The 22,614-nt window shown below is 51.7% G+C and carries 20 protein-coding genes and 1 riboswitch; of the genes, 17 read left to right on the top strand and 3 right to left on the bottom strand.

All coding sequences use genetic code 11. From position 1 onward, the window contains the following. The 5 genes from IJ22_RS12410 (at window position 1) to IJ22_RS12390 (ending at window position 5,524) form a co-directional block, all read left to right on the top strand. Window positions 1–2,118 (top strand): (Fe-S)-binding protein, encoded by a 2,118-nt coding sequence (locus IJ22_RS12410; RefSeq protein ID WP_062409030.1) that lies wholly within the window; start codon window positions 1–3, stop codon window positions 2,116–2,118. 133 nt (window positions 2,119–2,251) lie between these two features. Next, window positions 2,252–2,950, top strand: a complete 699-nt coding sequence (locus IJ22_RS12405) for a pirin family protein (protein ID WP_062409029.1) — start codon at window positions 2,252–2,254, stop codon at window positions 2,948–2,950. A gap of 14 nt (window positions 2,951–2,964) precedes the next feature. Continuing rightward, window positions 2,965–3,297, top strand: coding sequence for a hypothetical protein (locus IJ22_RS12400; protein ID WP_062409028.1), 333 nt, complete (start codon window positions 2,965–2,967; stop codon window positions 3,295–3,297). A gap of 300 nt (window positions 3,298–3,597) precedes the next feature. Continuing rightward, window positions 3,598–4,512 carry an NAD(P)-dependent oxidoreductase gene (locus IJ22_RS12395; RefSeq protein ID WP_160327378.1) on the top strand — a complete coding sequence of 305 codons (915 nt, stop codon included), beginning with the start codon at window positions 3,598–3,600 and terminating at the stop codon, window positions 4,510–4,512. 259 nt (window positions 4,513–4,771) lie between these two features. Then, on the top strand, window positions 4,772–5,524 hold the full coding sequence (locus tag IJ22_RS12390) for a 3'-5' exonuclease (RefSeq protein ID WP_062409026.1): 753 nt from the start codon (window positions 4,772–4,774) through the stop codon (window positions 5,522–5,524). An 18-nt stretch (window positions 5,525–5,542) separates the two neighbouring features. Here the strand turns inward: IJ22_RS12390 and IJ22_RS12385 are convergent, their stop codons facing one another. Then, on the bottom strand, window positions 5,543–5,800 hold the full coding sequence (locus IJ22_RS12385) for a hypothetical protein (protein ID WP_062409025.1): 258 nt from the start codon (window positions 5,798–5,800) through the stop codon (window positions 5,543–5,545). 126 nt (window positions 5,801–5,926) lie between these two features. On the opposite strand from IJ22_RS12385, the gene IJ22_RS12380 reads away from it, so the two are divergent. The 3 genes from IJ22_RS12380 (at window position 5,927) to IJ22_RS12370 (ending at window position 9,188) form a co-directional block, all read left to right on the top strand. Next, a complete protein-coding gene (locus IJ22_RS12380; RefSeq protein ID WP_062409024.1) occupies window positions 5,927–7,105 on the top strand; it encodes a hypothetical protein in 1,179 nt (392 codons plus the stop codon). A 195-nt stretch (window positions 7,106–7,300) separates the two neighbouring features. Further along, window positions 7,301–7,774 (top strand): zinc ribbon domain-containing protein, encoded by a 474-nt coding sequence (locus IJ22_RS12375; RefSeq protein ID WP_062409023.1) that lies wholly within the window; start codon window positions 7,301–7,303, stop codon window positions 7,772–7,774. Window positions 7,775–8,006: 232 nt separating this feature from the next. Continuing rightward, complete coding sequence (locus IJ22_RS12370; RefSeq protein ID WP_145862584.1) at window positions 8,007–9,188, top strand: cation:proton antiporter; 1,182 nt, start codon at window positions 8,007–8,009, stop codon at window positions 9,186–9,188. A gap of 12 nt (window positions 9,189–9,200) precedes the next feature. On the opposite strand, the gene IJ22_RS12365 is transcribed toward IJ22_RS12370, so the two are convergent. Then, entirely contained in the window at window positions 9,201–10,394 is a 1,194-nt protein-coding gene (locus IJ22_RS12365; protein WP_062409021.1) for a polysaccharide deacetylase family protein, read from the bottom strand. A 310-nt stretch (window positions 10,395–10,704) separates the two neighbouring features. On the opposite strand from IJ22_RS12365, the gene IJ22_RS12360 reads away from it, so the two are divergent. The 6 genes from IJ22_RS12360 to IJ22_RS12335 all read left to right on the top strand — a co-directional run bounded on the left by IJ22_RS12360 (window position 10,705) and on the right by IJ22_RS12335 (window position 17,628). Continuing rightward, complete coding sequence (locus IJ22_RS12360; RefSeq protein ID WP_062409020.1) at window positions 10,705–11,685, top strand: aldo/keto reductase; 981 nt, start codon at window positions 10,705–10,707, stop codon at window positions 11,683–11,685. A gap of 242 nt (window positions 11,686–11,927) precedes the next feature. Next, window positions 11,928–12,010: riboswitch (cyclic di-GMP riboswitch) on the top strand. Window positions 12,011–12,198: 188 nt separating this feature from the next. Beyond that, window positions 12,199–12,561 carry a response regulator gene (locus IJ22_RS12355; protein WP_074727549.1) on the top strand — a complete coding sequence of 121 codons (363 nt, stop codon included), beginning with the start codon at window positions 12,199–12,201 and terminating at the stop codon, window positions 12,559–12,561. A gap of 223 nt (window positions 12,562–12,784) precedes the next feature. After that, window positions 12,785–13,477: a metal-dependent hydrolase gene (locus tag IJ22_RS12350; RefSeq protein ID WP_062409019.1), complete on the top strand. Its 693-nt coding sequence runs from the start codon at window positions 12,785–12,787 to the stop codon at window positions 13,475–13,477. 17 nt (window positions 13,478–13,494) lie between these two features. Continuing rightward, a complete protein-coding gene (locus IJ22_RS12345; RefSeq protein ID WP_054817937.1) occupies window positions 13,495–13,944 on the top strand; it encodes a GNAT family N-acetyltransferase in 450 nt (149 codons plus the stop codon). A gap of 169 nt (window positions 13,945–14,113) precedes the next feature. Then, on the top strand, window positions 14,114–15,874 hold the full coding sequence (locus IJ22_RS12340) for an ABC transporter ATP-binding protein (RefSeq protein ID WP_054817938.1): 1,761 nt from the start codon (window positions 14,114–14,116) through the stop codon (window positions 15,872–15,874). After that, window positions 15,871–17,628, top strand: a complete 1,758-nt coding sequence (locus tag IJ22_RS12335; RefSeq protein ID WP_062409018.1) for an ABC transporter ATP-binding protein — start codon at window positions 15,871–15,873, stop codon at window positions 17,626–17,628. Before IJ22_RS12340 ends, IJ22_RS12335 begins: the two co-directional genes overlap by 4 nt. Before the next feature lie 218 nt (window positions 17,629–17,846). Here IJ22_RS12335 and IJ22_RS12330 read toward each other — a convergent pair whose 3' ends face one another. After that, a complete protein-coding gene (locus IJ22_RS12330) occupies window positions 17,847–19,361 on the bottom strand; it encodes an LTA synthase family protein (RefSeq protein WP_062409017.1) in 1,515 nt (504 codons plus the stop codon). 168 nt (window positions 19,362–19,529) lie between these two features. Here IJ22_RS12330 and IJ22_RS12325 point away from each other — a divergent pair, with 168 nt between their 5' ends. The 3 genes from IJ22_RS12325 (at window position 19,530) to murA (ending at window position 22,445) form a co-directional block, all read left to right on the top strand. Next, a complete protein-coding gene (locus tag IJ22_RS12325) occupies window positions 19,530–20,222 on the top strand; it encodes a DUF2087 domain-containing protein (protein ID WP_082660783.1) in 693 nt (230 codons plus the stop codon). A 125-nt stretch (window positions 20,223–20,347) separates the two neighbouring features. Continuing rightward, window positions 20,348–21,115 carry an FHA domain-containing protein gene (locus tag IJ22_RS12320; protein WP_235594314.1) on the top strand — a complete coding sequence of 256 codons (768 nt, stop codon included), beginning with the start codon at window positions 20,348–20,350 and terminating at the stop codon, window positions 21,113–21,115. A gap of 34 nt (window positions 21,116–21,149) precedes the next feature. Further along, complete coding sequence (murA, locus tag IJ22_RS12315) at window positions 21,150–22,445, top strand: UDP-N-acetylglucosamine 1-carboxyvinyltransferase (RefSeq protein ID WP_062409015.1); 1,296 nt, start codon at window positions 21,150–21,152, stop codon at window positions 22,443–22,445. The last annotated feature ends 169 nt before the right edge of the window (window positions 22,446–22,614 follow it).

Genomic DNA, 22,614 nt, shown 5'->3' with positions numbered 1-22,614 from the left:
ATGTGGGCTCCCATTCATTTTTTTTCGTTTTTAGTGGTCACCGGAATTGCGCTCTATCTGGCATTTAAGGCCGTTCATGTACGGTACACTTATATTCGTTTGGGCAAGCCTGCATCCATTCCACGGAATACTAAAGAACGCCTGAAGGCGTTTTCCGCCGAGGTTTTCGGGCAAAAGAAGCTGTTAAAAGATCGAAAAAGTGGATGGATGCATGTCATTGTCTTTTACGGCTTTATTATATTACAATTCGGCGCTGTCGATTTAATCTACAAAGGACTATCCGGGAAACCGCTGCCCATTCCGGGATACGACACGTTCTCCCTGATGCAGGAAATCACCGTGCTGCTGGTATTATTGGCTGCAGGCTATGCGGGTTACCGAAGGTATATCGAGAAGGTGAAGCGGCTCAAAAAAGGATGGAAGCCCAGCATTGTGCTCCTGTTCATTTTTTCGCTGATGCTTTCCATTCTGTTCACGCTGGCGTTAGAGCGAGCCGTACTGCAGCATGGATTTTCCTGGTATGCACCGGTCTCTTCTTCCATTTCTCTTCTATTTGAAGGGGGATCCCCGCAGACGGCTTATGTTCTGTACTACACCTTTTGGTGGATTCATCTTGTGATCCTGCTGTCCTTTGCGATTTATGTCCCGCAATCCAAGCACTTTCATATTATTACGGCACCGCTCAATATATGGTTAAAGAAAAGCGAGCCGGCAGGAAAGTTGAAAACGCTTGATTTGGAAGACGAGAATGCCGAATCGTTCGGTGTTTCGAGCATCGAAGAGTTTACGCAAAAGCAAATGCTGGATTTTTATGCTTGCGTGGAATGCGGAAGATGCACCAATGTTTGTCCGGCTTCCAATACCGGAAAGTCTTTATCTCCTATGCATATGATCGTGAAGCTGCGTGATCATTTGACGGAGAAGGGCCGGCTTTTGACCTCCAAGTCGCCTTGGGTTCCAAGCTTTGTATTCGGTACCGAGGGTTCGCATTCGTTCCAGCCTCCGGATCACTCGGAATCGTTTCCGGAGCATGCCGTTACCGATATTGCCCCGACGATGCAGAGGCAGAAGCTGGGCTGGACGATGACGGACAAAAAAATCGAAGACGTCCAATTGATCGGGGATGTCATGAGTGAAGAAGAAGTTTGGGAATGCACCACCTGCAGAAATTGCGAGGATCAATGCCCGGTCGGCAACGAACACGTGGATAAAATTATCGATCTGCGCCGCCAGCTTGTTCTGATGCAGGGAAGCATACCTTCGGGAGGACAGCGTGCGCTTCAGAATATTGAGAGACAGGGAAATCCGTGGGGGTTTAGTAAAAAGGATCGTTTTCAGTGGAAAGAGGAAGCAGAGGATGTACACGTGCCGACCGTGAAAGAAAATCCCGGTTTCGAGGTGCTTTATTTTGTCGGCTCGATGGGTTCTTATGATAATAGAAACAATAAAGTGACTCGTTCCTTGGTTCAGCTGTTAAACAAAGCGAATGTCAATTTTGCTGTTCTTGGCGAAGAGGAAAAAAACTCGGGGGATACCGCGCGTCGGCTCGGCAATGAATTTTTATTCCAGGAGCTATGTAAAGAGAATATAGAGATATTTAAAAAATACAACGTCAAAAAAATAGTAACGGCTTGTCCTCATACCTATAATACATTGAAAAATGAATATCCGGAATTCGGACTGGAAGCGGATGTTTATCACCACACGGAATTGCTGGAGCAGCTGGTCAAAGAAGAGAAGCTGGTTCCTGTAAGGGAAGTCCAAGAACGGATTACGTACCATGATTCGTGTTACTTGGGCCGCTATAATCAAGTATATGAACAACCGCGAAACATTCTGAGAGCCATACCCGGAGTGGAGTTGGTAGAAATGGAAAGAACCAGGGAGAACGGCATGTGCTGCGGAGCGGGCGGCGGGATGATGTGGATGGAAGAAACCGCCGGCAAACGCGTGAACGTAGCCAGAGTGGAACAAGCCATGGCGGTAAGTCCCACCCTGATCAGCAGCGCCTGTCCTTACTGTCTCACGATGATGAGTGACGGCGCAAAGCTCAAGAATGTGGATGAGCAGGTCAAAACAAAGGATATCGCGGAAATATTGGCCGCAGCCGTTTTATAATATCATACCAAAACGCGAAACCGGCCGGTTGTCGAGGGACAGCCGGCCGGTTGTTATAGATTGAAGAAAATGGTCCTACCGCTTACAATGAGGTTAAGCTGATCAACAACCCCTATGGAGAGGAAGATCCTCAATGATACAGGTATATCCTGCGGAATCCCGCTATGCTATGGATCTCGGATGGCTGCGCAGCCGTCCCAGTTTTTCCTTTGGCGCGTATTACGACCCGGACAATACAAGCTTTGGGGTTATGCGTGTGTGCAATGACGATGTAGTAGCGGCAGGCCGCGGGTTTGGCCCCCATCCGCACAGCGATATGGAGATCGTCACGATTGTGCTGAGCGGCGCCATCAAGCATGAGGATAATTTGGGCAATGTGGCCGTGACTTCTGCCGGCCAAATTCAGCGAATGACTGCGGGGAGCGGGATGATTCACGCGGAGTATAACGCTTCGGAGACCGAGGAGCTGGAGCTCTTGCAGCTGTGGTTTATGCCGAGCGAGCGGGGACTTGCTCCTTCCTATGAAACGAGCAGCTACGATCCGAAGCGGATGAACAATACGCTGCTGCCTGTCGTTTCCCGTCAGGGATCGGATCGAGCGGCGGCCATTCATCAAGACATGACCATATACTTGAGCAGATTGGAGAAGGACAGACAAATCATTTTCCAACAAGAAGAAGGACGGCGTGTGTTTCTCTTTGTCATCGAGGGACGGTTGACAGTAGACGGCACCCCACTGGAACCCAGAGATACGGCCAGAATTGAAGCGTTGTCCAAGATGACCATCGCGGCGGATGAAGAAGCGTTCTTCATGCTGATCGATCTGCCTTAAGGAGGAGATATGTCATGAAGGAAACCCTTTTGGTCAAACATGCGGTGGGCGGCAGAACGTTTATCGATACGGGTAAGCAGTCCGTCGAATATAAACTGGAGCAATCGGGAGACAACTACAAATTCACCCTGAGTGTGCCTCCGGATTCGAACGTAGAGGAAATCCTGAGATGGAAAAGCGAGCTGAACGTGTTTGTCTTTTATGAATCCGACGATCAGCCGACGAAGAAAGTATGGTTTTACGTCAAGGACGGTCCTGTGGCCTACGATCCCCAGAATAAGCAATTAACGATCGTGGCGCAGTCCAAAATCGAGTATGTGCCCGACCTGTTCCATGCTTCCGTTTGATCATATGCCAGAAGTCAAAGGGGCCTGCCCGGCATTGGGTAAGCCCCCTCCCTTGCCTGCCAAATGAAAACCACATACAATAAGCCCGCCAACGAACCGATCCATGCAAATTGAAACCGTATACAGGAAGGATATAGAAGCGGTGCAACTGCCAAGCTGTTAAATTGTCTGGTCATTCAACAATATGATATGATAAAAATGATTGTTCGTTTTGGAAATATTGGAAATCCGCTTGGACAGGCTTTATTATGGACTGCCGTTATATCTGATCTGAATCTCGGGGAAATGGAGGAATCACAGTTGAAACTAGCATTTATTGGATTGGGTACAATGGGTAAGCCGATGGCGCTGAATTTGCATAAAGCAGGCTATCCTCTCACGGTCTATAACCGCAATCGTGACAAAACCAAAGATTTTGAAGGTCTCCCGTCCGTCCGGATCGCGGCATCACCGGCTGAAGCGGCGCAGCAGGCGGATATTGTTTTTACCATGCTTACGGATGATCGGGCCGTTGAGGAGGTCTATCTGGGAGAACAGGGGATCGTTTCCGCATGCGCCTCGTCTGCTGGCAGCAAGCCTCGGATTGTGGTGGATTGCAGCACCATTTATACGGAAACGAGCCAGAAGCTGGCACAAGCCTTGGCCGCTTACGGAGTAGAAATGCTGGATGCTCCGGTGACGGGAAGCGAGCCGCAAGCTATTGAAGGCAATCTGACGTTCATCGTTGGAGGGAAGAGCGAAATCTTCGACCAATGTGCCCCTTTCTTTGACATTATGGGCAAAAAAGCGGTCTACATGGGAGGCAGCGGAGCCGGGTCGAACACCAAGCTTGCGAATAACATGCTGGTTGCGGCCAACTTGTTGGCACTGGCCGAGAGCCTGGTGATGATTCAAAAAGCCGGCGGAGACCCCGAGCGTTTTCTGGAGGTGCTTGCCGGCGGCGGAGGACGCAGCGGAATGGCGGAGATGAAGGGTCCCAAAATGCTAAGCCGCGATTTCTCGGCCCAATTCATGACACAGCTGATGCATAAGGACCTGAAACTGGCCAACCGGCTGGCGGAGTCGCTTCAGGTTCCCGTGCCTGTGCTGTCTTCGGTCAAGCAGGTGTTCCAAACCGCCTGCAACAGCGGCTGGGGCGGCGAAGATATGAGCGCCGTAATCAAATGCTACGAAGAATGGACAGGAACGGTCGTTGGTCAAAAAACAGACAACTAAGGAAGCAGCATCTATTCAAGGGAGTTAGAAGCGCCAGTTGCAATCATGGCGCTTCTTTTTTATTTCTATTTTTCTCATTATTTAAGACGGTTTTAAACGCTCCATAGCGTGAATGGTTGCAATCGCCCCCCATAGAGACAGGATGAGCAAAAAGAGATGAAGGGCAAAAATCATGGAAGCTGCTCGGAAATGGCAATGAATGAAGGTAGGAAACACGGGCTGATCGTGGTATGCTTAGAGACGAGGTGATAGACACAGCATGCATTATATCGTGATCGATTTGGAGTTTAACGGCAGAAAGCATTATGACATACATCCCATGGAAATTATTGAGATCGGGGCTGTAAAGCTGAACGAACGCCTGGAGATTGTGGATACATTCCAAAGCTACATCCGGCCCAACTTCCGCTTAAATAAATTCGCTTTGCAATTTACCGGAATTTCTAAGGAAACCTTGCTTCAAAGTGACGGGTTTCGAACCGTGATTGACAAGTTTATTGATTTTTGCGGAGATGAATATAAGATGCTGGCTTGGGGAGGCAACGATTATTTTCATTTGTTCGTGGATTGTAAAATCAACGGAGTCGCTGACAAGTGGCTTGCCAATCTGATCGACATGACCTCGTTTTTCGAAGGCGGGCTGCACAAAGCGTTGGCGGATTATGAGCTGCAGCCCATCGGCCAGCACCATTCCGCGCTCGATGATGCGTTCAATGCGGTGCAGCTGCTTCGAATGAAGCCGGAGGCGGCCGCTTCTGAAAAATATTATGGCAAGGATCCATTTAAAATATGTACCGGAGGCATTAAAAAACAGATTTTGTCGAGCCTGGACGAAGCGATGGCCCAAAATGTGGTGCTGACATGGGACAAGTTCATAGAGGATGAAAAAGTACAATCTTATTTCTCGATTATGAAGCTGGATGCTTCCGAAATTCGGATGGTCAAGCAGCTGTTCGAGAAAATGTTAAAGATGAAGTACGGACGTAAAGCAAAAAAGCTGCAGCTTGCCTAATGGAAGCTGCAGCTTTTTTTAATGGAGTTGATTGGTTTCCCGCACCGGTTGTGGTGATGACCGGCCGCACTCCGGGCAGTAGATGGAATGGACGCAGATATGCTGTTCCAGGTCGATAAAACCGTTCGTTAATTTTAAATCATCTATATTCCGGTAAGGGGAATAAGGGCCGTAAAAATCGCTAAGCTTACCTTCATCCTGAGCCGGATGCCCGCAAACGGGACAAGCGCATTCAAGCGATTCCATACCGTTGCATACTGCGCAGTAATAAGACAACGTCTTCGCCTCCGATCATGCTGTTACGCATTTAGCATGCTCAAATCCTGAACTAAGCTTTCTTAAGGCTAGGTTGTCATGTATACTTGTCATATATTCCAACTTCACATGGGGGCGAACATTTGGATGAGTCAATTCGGGGATTTGGGCCGACAATACTTGCAGGCGGAGTCATACGGGGCGGCTGCCTTTTGTTTTTATCGTGCGATTGTAGAGAATCAGGAGAACGGGAACGCCTGGAACGGCCTTGTGCTGGCCTTGAGCCTGATGCGCAAAGAGTATGATGTACAAACGATACTTGCCCGTTTTGCTATGCAGCAAGGCGTTGCCTACGACAAGGACATGATATCCTTTGCTTTGATGATGTGGCGGCAAAATCCCGGAGCCATGGCGGAATGGCTGCGCAGGATGCTTACCCGCGGCGGCTTGAGCGCAGAAGAAAAGCAGGCGCTGGCACAAATGGCTGAGGAATTGGAGCAATCGTATCGCGATTTGGTCGAACGCTACGGTGAAGAGCTGCTTAAGCGGCAGGGGATCCTGAGCCTCTCCGAATATGCGGACCGGAGGATTGAGCTCGACTGGCTAATGTCGGAACCGCTTGACAATGTTTTTGAGCAGGTCAAGGTATGGCTCGAACAAGATGCGGAGTCGGTGCTCACGGCGGTCCGTCTGCTGTGCATGGTACCCGATCCTCGAAGCGAAAAGCTGCTTCGCAGAGTTTGCCGCAATGAGGAAATCGATCCGAAAGCCAGAACGCACGCACTGCTTGCTTTAAGATGGCTGGGTGTACGCGGAAACGTAAAGTTGAATAAATTCGAAGAATCGTTTGTGATTAATTTGGACGATCCGAAGCCGGAGCTGACGGTGTCGGTACCTGAGGCGTACAAGCCTGCGCTTGACCGGATGAAGCTGTGGATAGCTATGAAAAAAGGGTTTGTAACGCCCGAGCAATATGAACGGCACGCCTCCACAGATGAGAAGGAGCTCCCGGCCGAGCTTGCCGCAAAGGTAGAGGAAGCGGATATTCCGGGTGTGCTGCAGGAAGTCGTCCATACGCTGATTCGGGCGGCATATGACAAATATTACCCGTTGGTTCCGACCATTAAAGGAACGCGGCAGTGGAGCGCAGCTTTTCTGATGCTGATGAAAGACTACGTCGAAGGCATCGGCGAGGAATGGCCATACGGCGAGCCGGAGCGGGACGAAACGGCTGTAGGCCACCGGAACTGGCTGCTCAGCGGCAGCCCTGATTATTATGACAGCATTAAAGCGGCTGGAAGACTGAGGGCAGGTCAAGCCGGATAACGGTAACGCTAAACGAAGCTGCGGAAAGGCGGCTTCGTTTTTTTTAACGAAAAAGATAACACGTATCTTCAGCAAAAGCTTTGTTCAGAGTTTTTTTCTAAACCGTCGATTGAATCTGATTGATTGTGGTTATATGCTGGCGGGAAATTCGGTATGATACAGTAGGGGAACTGATTAGGAGTAGGGGGCTTGCGCATGAACCATTTCTTGTCGAAATTGAAGAAGGGGGCGAGCCGCGCGGCGGATAAAGCCCAACAGGCGATTGAAGTTACCAAAATTACAGCGCAAATTCATTCGAAGCGAAAACAGCTTGACCAAAATCTGTATCAAATCGGTTTAGAGGTATATGAAGCTTATAAGGCGGCGGATCTCAGCAAAGCGGAAAAAACAGTGCGCATGTATTCTAAGGAAAATCAATCCCTGGAGTTGCAGATCCGTCAATTGGAAGACCAGATCCGGCTGTTGAAGCACGAGAAGCAGTGTGCTTGCGGTCAATCCGTTAAGGAGGAAACCCGATTTTGCCCGAACTGCGGCGCACGCCTGGAAGCGTCGGAGCATTATCTGCCGCAGATCAAGCGGACACCGCTGCCTTATGTTCCGGACCGTCCCGAGAACAAAAGCGAATCGATCCGGCAGGATGTTACGCCACGTAAGGAACCTCCGAAATGATGTGAAGTTGAATATGAATGAAAAAGGAGCCCTAATCCAGGGCTTCTTCTTGTGTAAAAGTGAAACGATATGTACTTAAAACAAAAAAAACTCTTGAATTATTTATATTATCCATGCTAGAATATAGAGGTGAAAAGAATATAAGCAGTACTTAGGTGGAGCCTGTCACAGACGATATCAGTATGTCTGTACAGGCTCCTTTTGTGCTGCAAATCCATTTTTAACGGGAGTGATAGGCTTGTTGTTTTTCTTTCAGTTGTTAATCATTTTGCTTTCCACAAAGATTGCAGGGGATCTTTGTGTCATGCTGGGTCAGCCGGCGGTGCTGGGGAAGCTCATCGTGGGTATCGTGATTGGGCCCGCTGTACTGGGATGGGTTCAAAATTCAGATATGCTGCAGGCGTTCAGTCAAATCGGGGTTTTACTATTGATGTTTATAGCCGGTCTGGAAACGGATGTTCAGGAGTTAAACCGTAACCGGAATTCATCGGTTTCGGTAGCTGTCGGAGGCATTATTTTTCCTCTGATTGGGGGATATGCGGGAGGACAGCTCATGGGGCTTGGACAAGCCGAATCGTTGTTCCTGGGCCTGCTGTTCTCGGCAACTTCCGTCAGTATATCGGTGCAAACGCTTAAAGACCTGGGTCAATTGAAGAGCCGGGAAAGCGTTACCATCCTTGGCGCAGCTATCGTGGACGATATTCTGGTTGTCATTCTGCTCGCGTTCCTGATGAGCTTTTTCGTAGGCGGCGGAGATGTCAGCTTAGGGCTGCTGATCGGCAAGAAAGTATTGTTTTTTGCCCTGATCCTTGTTCTGGGCTGGAAGGTCGTTCCATGGATCATGAAGCGGTTTGCGCCATTGCGTGTGTCGGAAACGGTCACAAGCGCAGCGTTGATTATTTGCTTCGGCTTTTCTTACCTTGCCGAATCGCTGCAAATTGCCGGCATTATCGGAGCGTTTGCGGCGGGTATTGCCATCGCCCAAACGAATTTTAAGAAAGAAGTCGAGCACAAGCTGGAGCCGATTGCTTATGCGGTGTTTGTCCCTGTATTCTTTGTCAGTATCGGCGTTTCCGTCACATTCAACGGGATCATGGAGCAGCTGCCTCTCATTGCAGGACTTACTATCATGGCAGTGTTGACCAAGATCATAGGATGCGGCTTGGGCGCGCGTGTGACCGGTTTCTCATGGAATTCTTCCATACGGATCGGCGCCGGAATGATATCCCGTGGAGAAGTGGCCTTGATTATTGCCGCCATCGGACTCGAAATGAATCTTCTTCCACAGGATTTCTTTACATCGGTTGTGATCGTCGTTATTCTGACTACCTTAATTACGCCTCCGCTTCTCAAGAAGCTGTTCGGCGAAAGGAAGGAATTGGCAAGCAATAAAGGAGAGACGATGAGTGTGTAAGTGCGTCGGAGGCTATTTTGAAGTTTCCGTCTTTGGTCTCACGGAATCCATCACCTCCGAGGCATTGAAAAGTCCGGATAACCGTTTGGCCTGACCCTTCAGGGCGATGCCGTCGATATGACGGCGATCCATCATGATACTGTCGGACTGAAAGCGGATATAAGGCTCCGGGCCAACGGAGCACAGCATGGTAAAGCCGGAGTCCAGCAGCGCCTGGTACTTTGGATCACCGGGAAGCACACTGCTTCCATATGGATAAATATAAACGGGGGTGGGGCCGATGAGTGATTCCACCTCATCCTTCCACCGTTGAGTGTCCTCAACAAAGCGGTCCAGACTGGTTTTCCTTGCATCCAAATGGCCCCAGCCGTGTGAGGCAAACGACCAGCCGTTGGCTTTCAGCGCTTCAACTACCGTCAGCGCCTTCTGCGCTTCCATTTCGAAGCCGGGGGTGTTTCTATTTTGCGTACGATAGCCGAGGATGCCTTCGTAACCCGTTAATGCTATAACCCCCTTAGCTCCGTCCAGGGAAAAATCGGGGTGAGCTTTGACAAATTCGTCCACGATGGGAACAATTTCATTATCATAGTCTATATGCGTTTGGCCGCTTCTCGTTGATTCCGCAGCAATCCGTCCCTGACCGTCGACGACAAGCCTGCTTACATTACCGTTCCGAATCATATATTCATAATAATTTAGATCATCCACCGATAAGATCAGAGGTTTTTTACCCTCCGGCACCAGCAGCTCCTTCCGGGATACGCTTCGGATCCCTTGATCGTCTCGGGTTTCATAAAGTGACCGGATGTCAATCAGCACATATCCTCTTTGGTATAACTGTTCGAGAATCGCTTTAAATTCTTTGACGGTAACGAACCAGTCATCGTAGCCCCGGGACATCGAATCTCCATCGAACGCCAGCTCGGGGTAAGCAATCAAAGGATGGAAAAAGATATGCTCCACCGGACCATGATAGGGTACGCGTTGGGGCGCCTTTACCTCGGGAACGGGCTGTGTAGCAGGAGGCGGAACCGGTTGGACTTCATTGCCGGAGGGGCTGTTTGGAGCGGAGCCGGCTTGTTGGCTTGGCGGCGTCGGCGGTTGCTCCGCGTCTGACCTTGTGAACACTCCGGACCCGAGCCATACGGATATGGACAACAGTGCTGCGCCCGCGATCGCGATGGCAATTGCCGTTCCCGTTTTCATCTTCTTTCACCTCCTTCCAAGGCGGATGCGTGATGATTTTGAATATTAGACGATCTTGGTTCACCCTTGGTTCACCCGTTGGAAGGCAAAAAGCGGTGAAGGTATTCCGGTCTTTTATGGTATGATGTAAACAGGCGCAAGCCGGAGATGGAGCCCTCAATGACGAATACATAACCCGGGAGCGCTTTTGAATTGGAATTGTGCAGTTTTGCGGATGAACACGTTGAACGTAAACCAATGTGCGCTGAATGCATAGAAGGCGGATTCTGTCGGCCGATGCCTTTGGCTCATGAAGAGGAGGGAAGGTTAGATGCAATACCGTACATTAGGTAAAACAGGAATGAAAGTATCCAGTCTTTGCTTCGGCACAATGTCCTTCGGAGGTGCAGCCGACGAGGCAGCCTCTATGGCCATGTTCCGAAGATGCCGGGAGGTAGGCATAAATTTCTTCGATTGCGCCGATGTGTATAATAAAGGGCTTGCAGAAGAAATATTGGGCAAGTGCATTGCCGGAATCCGCAATGATGTCATTCTTACCAGCAAAGTTCACGGGAAGACCGGAGAGGGCATCAATGACCGGGGCTTGTCACGCAGGTACATCATGCTTGCGGTAGAGGAAAGCTTGAAGCGGCTCGGAACGGACCGGATCGAATTGTATTTCGTTCACGCTTTCGATTCGGAAGCGGATATGGAAGAGATTTTGCGGGCTATGGACGATCTTCAGCGGCAGGGAAAAATACTGCATCCGGCAGTCAGCAACTGGGCGGCTTGGCAGATCGCGAAGGCGCTTGGGATTTCAGCCAGGGAAAGCCTTGCCCGGTTTGAATGCATTCAACCGATGTACAACCTGGTGAAACGTCAGGCGGAGGTCGAAATTTTGCCGATGGCTCAATCCGAGCGGATGGGCGTCATCTCCTACAGCCCTCTGGGAGGCGGACTGTTGACAGGGAAATACGGTGTCGGCCGAAAGCCTGAACTGGGGCGGCTCGTTGAGCAGGCGAATTACAAGCTTCGTTATGCCGATGCAGGCTATTACGAGACGGCGGACCGCTTCACCCGGTACGCGGATGAGCATGGCGTTCATCCGGTTTCATTAGCGGTGGCATGGGTCATGTCTCATCCCGGGATCACGGCCCCGATCATTGGCGCCCGCAGTGTTGAACAGTTGGAGCCCTCGCTTGGAGCGCTGAACATAGACATGACTCCGGAGTGGAGAAAGGAGATTTCCGCACTATCTCCTGAACCCCCATTGGCGACAGACCGATCCGAGGAAGCTGCCCATTCAAGATGAAACCGGATGCTGAAGAGGGACGGGCACGTCAGAGGCGGCATAAGCAGCGGACATCCGGGATTCTCATATTAAACATGGCGCTCTACAGCTTACTGATAAAAATTGACAAAATTGTGGCAATGCCTGGAGCGAACAGGTATAATTATAGATAAGAAAAGAAGAGCCGTTTAACCTTATTCAGGCCGAGAGTTCGCTCTTGTATTTTCACCATAGGATGCTATAATACATTTGATTATCGGTTCACTCGACTAAGGCAACCCTGGTAAAAGTCAAGGACGCAATGCTAAAGGGACTAATGTGCAAACTACGTCAGCCAGTTGCCGAAGGACCGGAGGAAATCGTCTGATACGGGCCTCCTTTACGGCAAACGGGAGGTCTTTTTTTAGTGACCCGGCATCTCATCTCAAGTTTTTTCGAGTGTTACAAATCAGCTTGACTGATCACTTGCCATTATAGGACCGTGCTGCCACTTATCCTTGCGTACATACATCATACAAGTGGGGGTAATCCGGCGTGAAAAAAATTATTATCGTAGACGATTCTTTATTTATGCGTATGATTCTCAAAAATTCCCTGATCGAATTTGGGTATGAAATCGTGGCGGAGGCAAGCAACGGGCTGGAGGCCCTGACGCTTTATTCCGAGCTTAAACCGGATCTGGTTACGCTGGACATAACCATGCCGGAGATGGACGGCCTTACGGCGCTGAAGGAAATCAAGACGATGGACCCGGATGCCAAAGTCATCATGGTGTCGGCGATGGGGCAGCAGGCGCTTTTGATTCGTGCGGTTTCTATGGGGGCCATCGATTTTATCGTCAAGCCCTTCAGCAAAGACCGTGTAAGGGAGGCATTATTGAAGGCTTTTGCCGGATGAACCGGCCGGTTTTTCAAATAGGCGTTGGGTATGGGATGGAAAGTTTACGGTCCGCCTTTGAAATCGTGAAAGATGAGGGGTGGGGCTAGCGCACCCATGAACCGTCCGATGATCTTGCGGACGTTTTTCTTTTTTTGAGTTTATGGCGGGTTCTTTGTTACAATGTACATACGATGCTTGTCCTAAAGGAACCCGATTCCCATACCAAGGAGGAGTAACCATTATGGAAATTCGCTATCATGGGCATTCTTGCGTGCAGCTCAGTCACGAAGGACACTCTCTGATCATTGATCCGTTTATTTCCGGCAATCCTTTGGCAGCTACCAAGCCGGAGGATATCAAAGTGGAGCACATCCTGCTTACCCACGCACATCCGGACCATATTCTGGATACCGTGCCGATCGCAAAAAACAATGATGCCACCGTCGTTGCCACCTTCGAGCTGGCAACGTATATGAGCTGGCAGGGAGCGAAGACGTTTGCTATGAACATTGGCGGCCGTACCTCTCTGGGCTATGCGGAGATCGAGATGATCCAGGCTTTTCACAGCTCCGGCATCGTGCTCGAAGAAGAGAAGAAGATCATCTATGGAGGCATGCCGGGCGGCTTTATCATCCGGTGGAACGGTTTGACGCTTCTTCACAGCGGGGATACCTCACTGTTCTCCGACATGAAGCTCATTGGCGAGCGCAACCAAATTGATGTGGCGTTTCTGCCGATCGGCGACGTGTTTACGATGGGACCTCAGGATGCGGCTCTTGCTGCAGAATGGCTGAAGGCCAAGACCGTCGTGCCGCTGCATTTCAATACGTTCCCGCCGATCAGGCAGAATGCGCAAGCGTTCGCCGACAGCCTCACGTCAAAAGGGATTACCGGCAAAGCTTTGCGTCCGGGTGAAGTTTGGACGCTTTCATAGACCCGGGAGGTTTCGGCTTGAATCTGAACATTATACCCGTACATACGGAGGAGCAGCTGAATGACTGCTTTTCCGTTCGCATGAACGTTTTTGTACAAGAGCAGCAGGTTCCGCCTGACCTTGAAATGGATGAGTTCGACGTCTCATGGTCGGCGTGCCGGCATTTTCTCGCGGCGGACGGCGAGAAGCCGGTCGGGACTGCACGCTGGCGGATGTATGACTCCCGGACGGCGAAGCTCCAGCGGATCGCGGTGCTTGCTCCTTATCGCGGTCGGGGGATCGGCCGCCTGCTCATCCAGGCGATGGAGGAGGATATCCGGTCGCAAGGTGTGCCTGCGGTCATCCTGGATGCACAGACACAGGCAGAGCCATTTTACCGCAAGCTGGGCTATGAAACGATCTCTCCCGAACCTTTTCTTGACGCGGGCATATGGCACGTGCGCATGCGCAAGCAGTTGACCGGTTAAGGCTGAGAAGTCCCAAAAGTGGATATCATTTACTATATCGTGTACTCTGTATTCTGTAAGCTTCCGCTCCATTGACGCGGCGGCTTTTTATTTTTTCCTTACGATCTGTCGTGGATTAGGCTCGTCGGCAGGCTGCAATGTTTTTACGCAAAGGGGGCTGCGGGAGAGTATGAAAAAGGTGATTCCTAAAATTCCGGCCAGAGAATATGCCGGCTTGCTGCGCCAGTATCTGAAACCGCAGATGAAAAGCATGGCCGTTCTTGCGGTGCTGCTGTTAAGCGGCATCGTGATGCAGCTCGTCAATCCGCAAATCATCCGCTACTTTATCGATACGGCGCAATGGCAGGAGAGCAGCAGGCCGCTGGTCTTTGCCGCCGTGTTATTTATTGGCGTTACCTTGGTGCAGCAAGCCGTGGCGGTTGGGGCGTCCTATGTGGGGGCCAACGTTGGTTGGATTGCAACGAACCAATTGCGCGAGGCCGTGGCGGCGCACTGTTTGAAGCTGGATATGTCGTTTCACAAGTCGCAAACCTCCGGAGCCATCATTGAGCGGGTAGATGGGGATATCAACAATTTGTCCAATTTTTTCTCCAATTTCGTGATCATGCTGGTAAGCAATGTCGTGCTGGTTGCAGGCATGCTGGTGCTGCTGTTCCGGGAAGGCTGGCTGATCGGCACGGGGATGCTTTTTTTTGTGGTTTTTGCCATTGCCGCTATCCAGTATATCCGTAAATTTGCAGTGCCCCACTGGGGGAAGCTCAGGCAGATGAGCGCCTCATTTTACGGTTTCCTTAGTGAGCATCTGGAAGGTACGGAGGACACGCGCGCCAGCGGAGCGACAGGGTATGTGATGCATCGTTTTCATCTTCTGCTGCGCGAATGGCTGCCGATCCGTATTCGGGCGTATCTCGGCTGGGCTTCTATGTGGATTACGACGCTGCTTGTGTTTACGATCGGAAACGCGGTAGCGTTGGGCATCAGCTATTATTTGTGGCGCCAGGGCTCGATTACGATCGGAACGGTGTATATGATTTTTTACTATACCGAGCTGATGGCCAAACCGATTGAGCAGATTCGGACGCAAATGGAGGACCTGCAAAAAGCCGATGCCAGCATTGTACGCATACGCGAACTGCTGCAGACGCAATCACTGATTCAAGACGGCAGGGGCGCCGCTCTGCCGGAAGGGCCGCTATCCGTTGAATTCGACCGTGTCGGATTCGGATACGATGCGGAGACCGCAACGCTGGAGGATGTGAGCTTCCGCCTCGAGCAGGGTCAGGTGTTAGGGCTTCTGGGCAGAACAGGCAGCGGCAAAACCACGCTGGCCCGGCTGCTGCTGCGCTTTTACGATCCGGGGCAAGGACGGATTGCGATCGGGGGGATTGATATTCGGGAGACCAAGCTTCATGAGCTGCGGGACCGTGTCGGGATGGTGACGCAAAATATCGAGATTTTTCAAGGGACGGTACGCGATAATTTGACGTTCTATGATGAATCGGTGAACGACGGGAGAATCGAACAGGTGCTCCGGGAGCTGGGCTTGGCATCATGGCTTCGCTCGCTGCCTCACGGCCTGGATACCATGCTGGAGTCCGGGGGAGGAGGCTTGTCGGCCGGAGAGGCTCAACTGCTGTCGTTCGCCAGGGTGTTTTTACGCGATCCGGGTCTTGTTATTCTTGACGAAGCTTCGTCAAGGCTGGATCCGGCAACCGAACAGCGGATCGAACAAGCGATGAACCGTCTGCTTCTCGGCCGCACCTGCATTATCATTGCGCATCGGCTAACGACGGTTCAAAGAGCCGACCGGATTCTGATACTGGATAATGGGCGTGTTGCAGAGCAAGGGGAACGGGTAAGGCTGGCTGCTGACCCTCATTCCCGTTACAGCCGAATGCTGCAGTTGGGAATGGAGGAGATGCTGGCATGACGACGCTCTCCTTCTTGTGGAAGCTTACCCGGTACCGCAAAGGCTTGTTTTTATGGAATGCCTTGGCGTGGTCGTTGATTTATTTGGCGCCGATCGTACCGGGTCTGATTATGAAGCAGTTTTTTGATATGCTGACTGGACATGCGCTGTACAGCTTCGGGATTGGGGCGCTGATCGCATTTCTTCTTTTATCCGCGCTGGCCAGGGTCGGGTTTATTCTTTTCGGCTTCATGACCGACGTTCACTTCCGTTTTCGGCTCGGCGGTCTGTTGCGCCGAAACTTGCTGAAGCATGTGCTCAAAGAGCCTGGAGCGCGAGCTATTCCGGGATCGTCGGGAGAAGCGATCAGCACGTTTCGGGATGACGTCGAGCAAGTGGAGGAAACCGTCAGCTGGTCGGCGGATGCGCTGGGGATGATGTTATTTGCCGCCGTTTCCTGTTTTATTCTCATCCGGATCGATGCACAAATGACATTGTGGGTATTTCTGCCGCTGATTATCGTCGTAACGGTGGCGCAGCTGTCTACGGCCATGCTGCAGAAGTATCGCGCCGCCAGCCGGGAAGCGACCAGCCGGGTTACCGGGGCGATCAGCGAGATGTTCAGCACGGTGCAATCCGTTCAGGTTGCGGGTGCGGAAGATCGTGTGATCGGACGCTTTAAACGGCTCAATGCCCAGCGGCGGGAAGCCATGCTGAAAGACCAGCTGTTTACCGCCTCCCTGGATTCGGTCTTCTCCAACGCCGTGAATTTGGGTACGGGGCTGATTCTTTTGCTGGCTGCGGAAAAAATGCGGGGCGGCGGCTTTACCGTCGGTGATTTTGCTTTATTCGTCTATTACCTGACTTTCGTGACGCAATTCATCCAGAATTTCGGTAAATTCATGACGTATTTTAAAGTCAGCGAGGTAGCCAAAGACAGGCTGCTGGCGCTGCTGCAGGGAGCCGACCCGCAGCGGTTGACGGAGCATCATCCGCTGTATCTCCGCGGAGAGCTGCCGGAGCCGGAGGAGCCGGTTCGGACCAAGAAAGACCGTCTCGATGTGCTGGAAGTTCACGGTCTGACGTACAGGTATCCGGAGACAGGGCGGGGGATTGAAGGCATCGGCCTCCGTCTGGAGCGCGGGTCCTTTACTGTCATTACCGGTCGCGTGGGCTCGGGCAAAACGACGCTGGTCCGGACGCTGTTAGGGCTGCTGCCCAAGCAGGCGGGAGAAATTCTCTGGAACGGCGAGCCTGTGACGGAACCAAGTGAATTCTTCGTTCCTCCGCGCAGCGCCTATACGCCGCAAATTCCCCGTCTGTACAGTGACACGCTGGAGAACAACATTTTGCTCGGCATACGTCCGGAAGGGGAGCGGCTTCGCCGGGCGATCCGGTCCGCGGTGCTGGAGGAGGATCTGGAGAGATTGCCCCAGGGACTTTCTACCGTTATCGGTCCGCGCGGCGTGAAGCTGTCCGGCGGCCAGGCGCAGCGAACGGCGGCGGCCCGCATGTTTGTGCGCGATGCGGAGCTTCTCGTCTTCGACGATTTGTCCAGCGCGCTGGACGTCGATACGGAATGGAAGCTGTGGGAGCGCTTGGAGGAGCAGCGCCAGGGGGCGGCGTGCCTGGTGATCTCTCACCGCAAGGCCGCTCTCATGCGTGCGGACCGGATCATCGTGCTGAAGCAGGGCAGGGTAGACGCCGCCGGCCGCCTGGAAGAGTTGCTGGAGACCAATGAGGAGCTTCAGAAGCTGTGGCACCGGGAGGAATAAGCTGCTGATGGGAGCCCGGCGTCGGCAGCCGATGGATGCTCAGGAGAGGATCGGCAGCCTGTTTATTTCTGCTTCCGTTCGGGCATAAGCCTTTGAAGCAAACCTCATTTCCCGGGCAAGCGCAGGGATCGACAAGCTTCAACAAACCCCATCCTCGTCCGCACCGGAACGAGGATGGGGTTTTTATACTGCTGCTGCATGAATCATTTGGTTTTCTGTTAATCCACCGTGACATAAACCGGTTTGGATTCATTCAGGATATTGTTTTTCGAGTCTATGACCTTAACCTGTATCTCCAGCAGACCCGGTTTTTTAACCAGCTCTTTCGTGAGCTTGACACTGAGCGACGATTCGCTGAGCCAATAGGTCTGCAGCTTCTCCCCATTTACAAAAACGGTGCTGCCGATGCCGAATCTTCCGCCCCGGACGGTCATCCGCGTCTTATCCCCAAGCTTTATTTTCCCCGGTGTTACCTCCTCAATTGCCGGTTCCCCGTATCCAAGCACGAATCCGCTGCGCTCCCCTCCCGCCTGCTTCTCCGCTTCCAGAATGGCATGCTGCCGCGCCTCGTACTCCTTTACCAGTCCGGTATCGATATTCATCGCTTCATAATGGCTGGGCGGAGGGAGAATCGGCATACGCCGGGACAGCTCGCCTAAATAATCGGTATAGCTACTGCCCGGCCTTTTGGCTAATTGAAGCACATAAGGACCGAGGAATGAAGGGCTCATATGCAAGGAATCCTTCTGCTCCTCCGGCAAATAATTGTTCCAGATGAGAACGGGGACATGGTACATTTTCTCCAGAAAGTCCGGATCGTCCTCGCCGCTGATATACCCGGCTTCCTTATAGACAAAATATTTCTCCAAAGACGGCAAATGGTCTCCGAAGAACACGAGAATCGTCGGTTCTTTGACCTGTCCAAAGTGACTGACCAGCTCCTGAAGCATTTTATCCGCGGCCGTCAAGCCTTGAGCGTAGGTCTCCGCAATACCGATCGCTTCCGGCGATACCCCGTTTCCTTTAATATCGATCGTATTCTTTTTGAATTTTCCGGGATAGTATTGGTAATGGTTTTCCATCGTACTGGCAAAGATGAAATCGGGGCCCGGACTTTCGGCGGTTTCCTCAATAATGCGCCTTGTTACCGCATAATCGCCGATATATGGTCCGACATACTCATTGGGGTTAAAATATTCCAGGCTGATCAATTGGGAAAAACCAAGCTGCTTATACACTTCGATGCTGTTGAAGAACCATCCGTAAAAAGGACTGATGGCCGTAGCCGTATAGCCTTGTTCCGACAGGATGCTGGCCAGTGAAGCGGTCGGATGCTTAATAACGGATTCGTATGGGATGGAGTTCTCCGGAAAAAAGCGCATGGAATGCCCGGTTAACACCTCAAGCTCCACATTTGCCGTCCCGCCGCCGAACATGGGTGACAGCATGGTGCCGTGGGTGAACCGCTTCTGCAGCGCGCGAAAAAAAGGAATCGGATCCCGGCTGAACGTCAGATTCGTCATCCGGGTTGCATCCCAGAAGGTTTCGCTCAGAACAAAAATAATATTCGGGGGCTTGAGCTGATCCTCCTCCGTCCATTCCAATTGCGGCGGCTCCACACTTACAGGCGCAACGGAAGAGGAAGGGTCTGGACGAGTGAACTCCGAAGATGGAATCGGCAAAATGAGCAGCAACCCCATCAAAGCTGTGAACAGGCGGATGGACAGGCGCATAATAAACACTCCCGAACGGCTGCGTTTTCGTTGAATGCTAGAAATAGGTTTATTATATCATGCGCTGCCGGATACAGATAGCGACACGATACGCAGATTAGATTTCACAAAATGAGAATGGCCAAACGAAATTGATGTTTGTTTGACTATAAATAAACTAAATATCAGATCAACAGCGATGAGGACGATGCGGAACTGCTGCGCTATTTTCCCGATGGGCTCGAAGGCCCGCTGCGGAGCTGGCCGAAAAAAGAGAGCCGGCGCGTGGACATAGCAAGGTTGCTGCAGCGCAGGTTTCAACCGGGCAAACGGTATACCGAGCCGGAGGTGAACCGCATTCTGGAGCAGGCCTACCCGGATTATGCGTCACTGCGGCGGTATATGGTGGATTATGGATTCATGGAGCGGTTGGATGACGGCAGCTCCTATTGGGTTGAACCGGTCAAAGACGATGAATCGCAAGAAAAGGGGAAGAAAAGCATGAACAGGGAAAAACGCAAAGAACTGGTTGCAGCCTATATGGAGACAGAGCGCCCGATGGGAGTGTACCGTATCACGAACCGCAGGAATGGAAAGATGTGGATCGGCAGCAGTCCGGACCTGGACGCGATCGCAAAGCGCCATCAATTCGAGCTGAACATGGGCATGTTCCGCAGCAAAGCCATGCAGCATGACTACAATGAAGTCGGGAAAGCGGAATTTCAATTCGAGGTGCTCGAACGGTTGAAGCAGCGCAAGGACGGTTATCAAGATGTTCGCCATGAGCTTGCCGTTTTGGAAGCCAAATGGATGGAACAGCTGCAGCCCTACGGAGAGCGGGGGTACCACGACGCGCCGAGGCCGGCCAAAAATCGGGACTAATGGGGCCGATGTGTTTTGACGATAAAGAACTTAATGGGTTGTTTTGCGCAGCCGATCTTGAATTGTTACTGAAAAATAACTGACTCGTCACCGAACAGATATTTTCATTCGTTTCGGAATACGTTATGATGGTATGGAATTCATACTCGCTTGTCCACAAGAGACAAAGGGCCGCAAAACAGCATACGGAGGGAAAGAAACTGGAAACTTTCGCCTGTCTTTATGTGATTCGCGGGGAACCTTATCGATCCGGAACGTGCCTCAATCTGTCGGCTGCCGATACGGTGCTGGGCAGAGCGTCCAAAACGTATTCGCCGGATTTTGCGTTCACGAACGCCTTTATTTCGCGCAAGCACCTGTTGATTCGGCAGGAAGGCGGCAAGGCCGTACTATATGATTTGGGCAGCCGGCACGGCACTGAAATTAATGGAGTCAAGGTGGAGCCGCATCAGCCTTATCCGCTGCAATCGACGGACATCATCAAGCTTGCTAGAGGAATGACGGTACTTCATTTTTCATATATATTCGCCGATCAGACGTTGGAATTCGAGCCGCTCAGCTTAACCCAGCATGGGGACGAACCGGATGGCGAACCGGTGATCCATTGGGAAAAAAGGGAATGTGTGGTGGACGGCAAACGGCTGTCGATGTCTGAGAAAGAGTATTTGTTCCTGAAGCTTCTTTATGAGGAGGCTAATCGGCTGGTGCCGATAGAGCAGATCAAGCGAAGCGTGTGGCCTGAACGTCTGTCGGGAACGGACGGTGTACCCGATGTCAGCATGGATGAACTGAATGCGCTCGTGTACCGGATTCGCAAAAAGTACGGCAAAGACACGTTTCTGATTAGTGCTGTACGCGGCAGCGGTTACGTATTGGAGTGGGATTCGAAATAGCGTGCGTGCACATGTGGAAAGTAGGGTTACGTGAATGAGATTTATTCAAGTTGAACCTGCAGGGCCGCTTCAAGGCTCCATATCGATACCCGGCTCCAAGAACAGCTCTCTTGCCCTGCTTGCCGCCGCCTGTTTAGCGGATGGTCAAGTAATACTGGAGGGAATTCCTGATATTTACGACGTTAAAGTAATCGCCCGTATCGGGGATGATATCGGGCTGAGGCTGCAGCGCATGCCGGACGGCAGCATGGTTATCGATCCCCGCTATATTCACAGCGCGATCATTGACCCGGGCAAAGCGTCTTCGTTCCGTGCCTCGTATTATTTTGCCGGTGCGCTGCTCGCTAAGTTCGGGAGGGTCACCGTTGGTTTTCCCGGAGGGGACGATTTCTCCTCCAGGCCGATTGACCAGCATATCAAAGCATTTCAGGCGCTGGGCGCCAAGGTTATATTTCATGAGGATTATTATGTGGTGGAAGCAGGAAGGCTCCAAGGCGCCGACATTTACTTTGATACGGTAACATCCGGTGCGACAATCAACAGCATGCTGGCAGCCGTTCGGGCCCACGGCAGAACGAACTTGTACCATGCGGCCGTCGATCCGGAGGTTGTCGATACGGCCGCATTCCTGAACGGGCTCGGGGCCAAAATTTACGGTGCCGGAACGGACCGGATACGGATTGAAGGGGTTCCGTATTTAAACGGAGGATACCATACCGTGATTCCGGATCGGCTTGTGGCCGGCGCTTTTTTGATGGCGGCGGGCATAACAAGAGGGCGCGTTACGGTGACCGATGTCATTCCCGAGCATCTGGGTTCCTGCATCTCCAAGCTCATTGAAGCGGGATTGACGGTGGAATGCACCGAATCGGGCATTACGGCGTACGGAACCGATGCCATTAAGGCAACGCGTATCCGGACTTCCATGTATCCGGGCTTTGCGACGGACCTGCAGCAGCCGATGACCGCGCTGCTGACACAGGCCAGGGGCAAAAGCATCATCACGGAAAAAGTATATCCCAACAGGTTTAACCATGTACCGCAGCTGCGGAGGATGGGGGCGGAGATTGAGGTGCGTGGAGAAAGTGCTTTTATCCGCGGAGGCCGTCCGCTTGCCGGCAATTGGGTGCATGCTACGGACGTACGGGCGGGAACGTCCCTGATTTTGGCCGGACTAACCGCCGAGGGCTGTACGCGCATTACCGGGGTGGAGCATGTGGAGCGCGGCTACGAAGATGTCATCGGCAGCTTCAGATCGTTGGGTGCCCGAATATCGCTGCGGGATACTCAACACGCGGAGACGGCGGAGGAAGCGGCGGGACGGAATTGATCTATGGAACAGGATAGGAACAGGATAAACAAAGAAGGCATCACGCTCGATGGGGAGCGTCGATGCCTTCTTTGTTTAATGAAATGTTGAAGCTTTTTTCACATTAAATACGTATTAATTTTTTAATATTACATACTATTTACAAAATTTAAGACGTATGTTATGTTTT

The organism is Paenibacillus naphthalenovorans, from assembly GCF_001465255.1.
Lineage (GTDB): Bacteria > Bacillota > Bacilli > Paenibacillales > NBRC-103111 > Paenibacillus_G > Paenibacillus_G naphthalenovorans.
The sequence above is the reverse complement of the archived record's forward strand: the minus strand, read 5'-3'. Positions and strand labels throughout refer to the sequence as shown.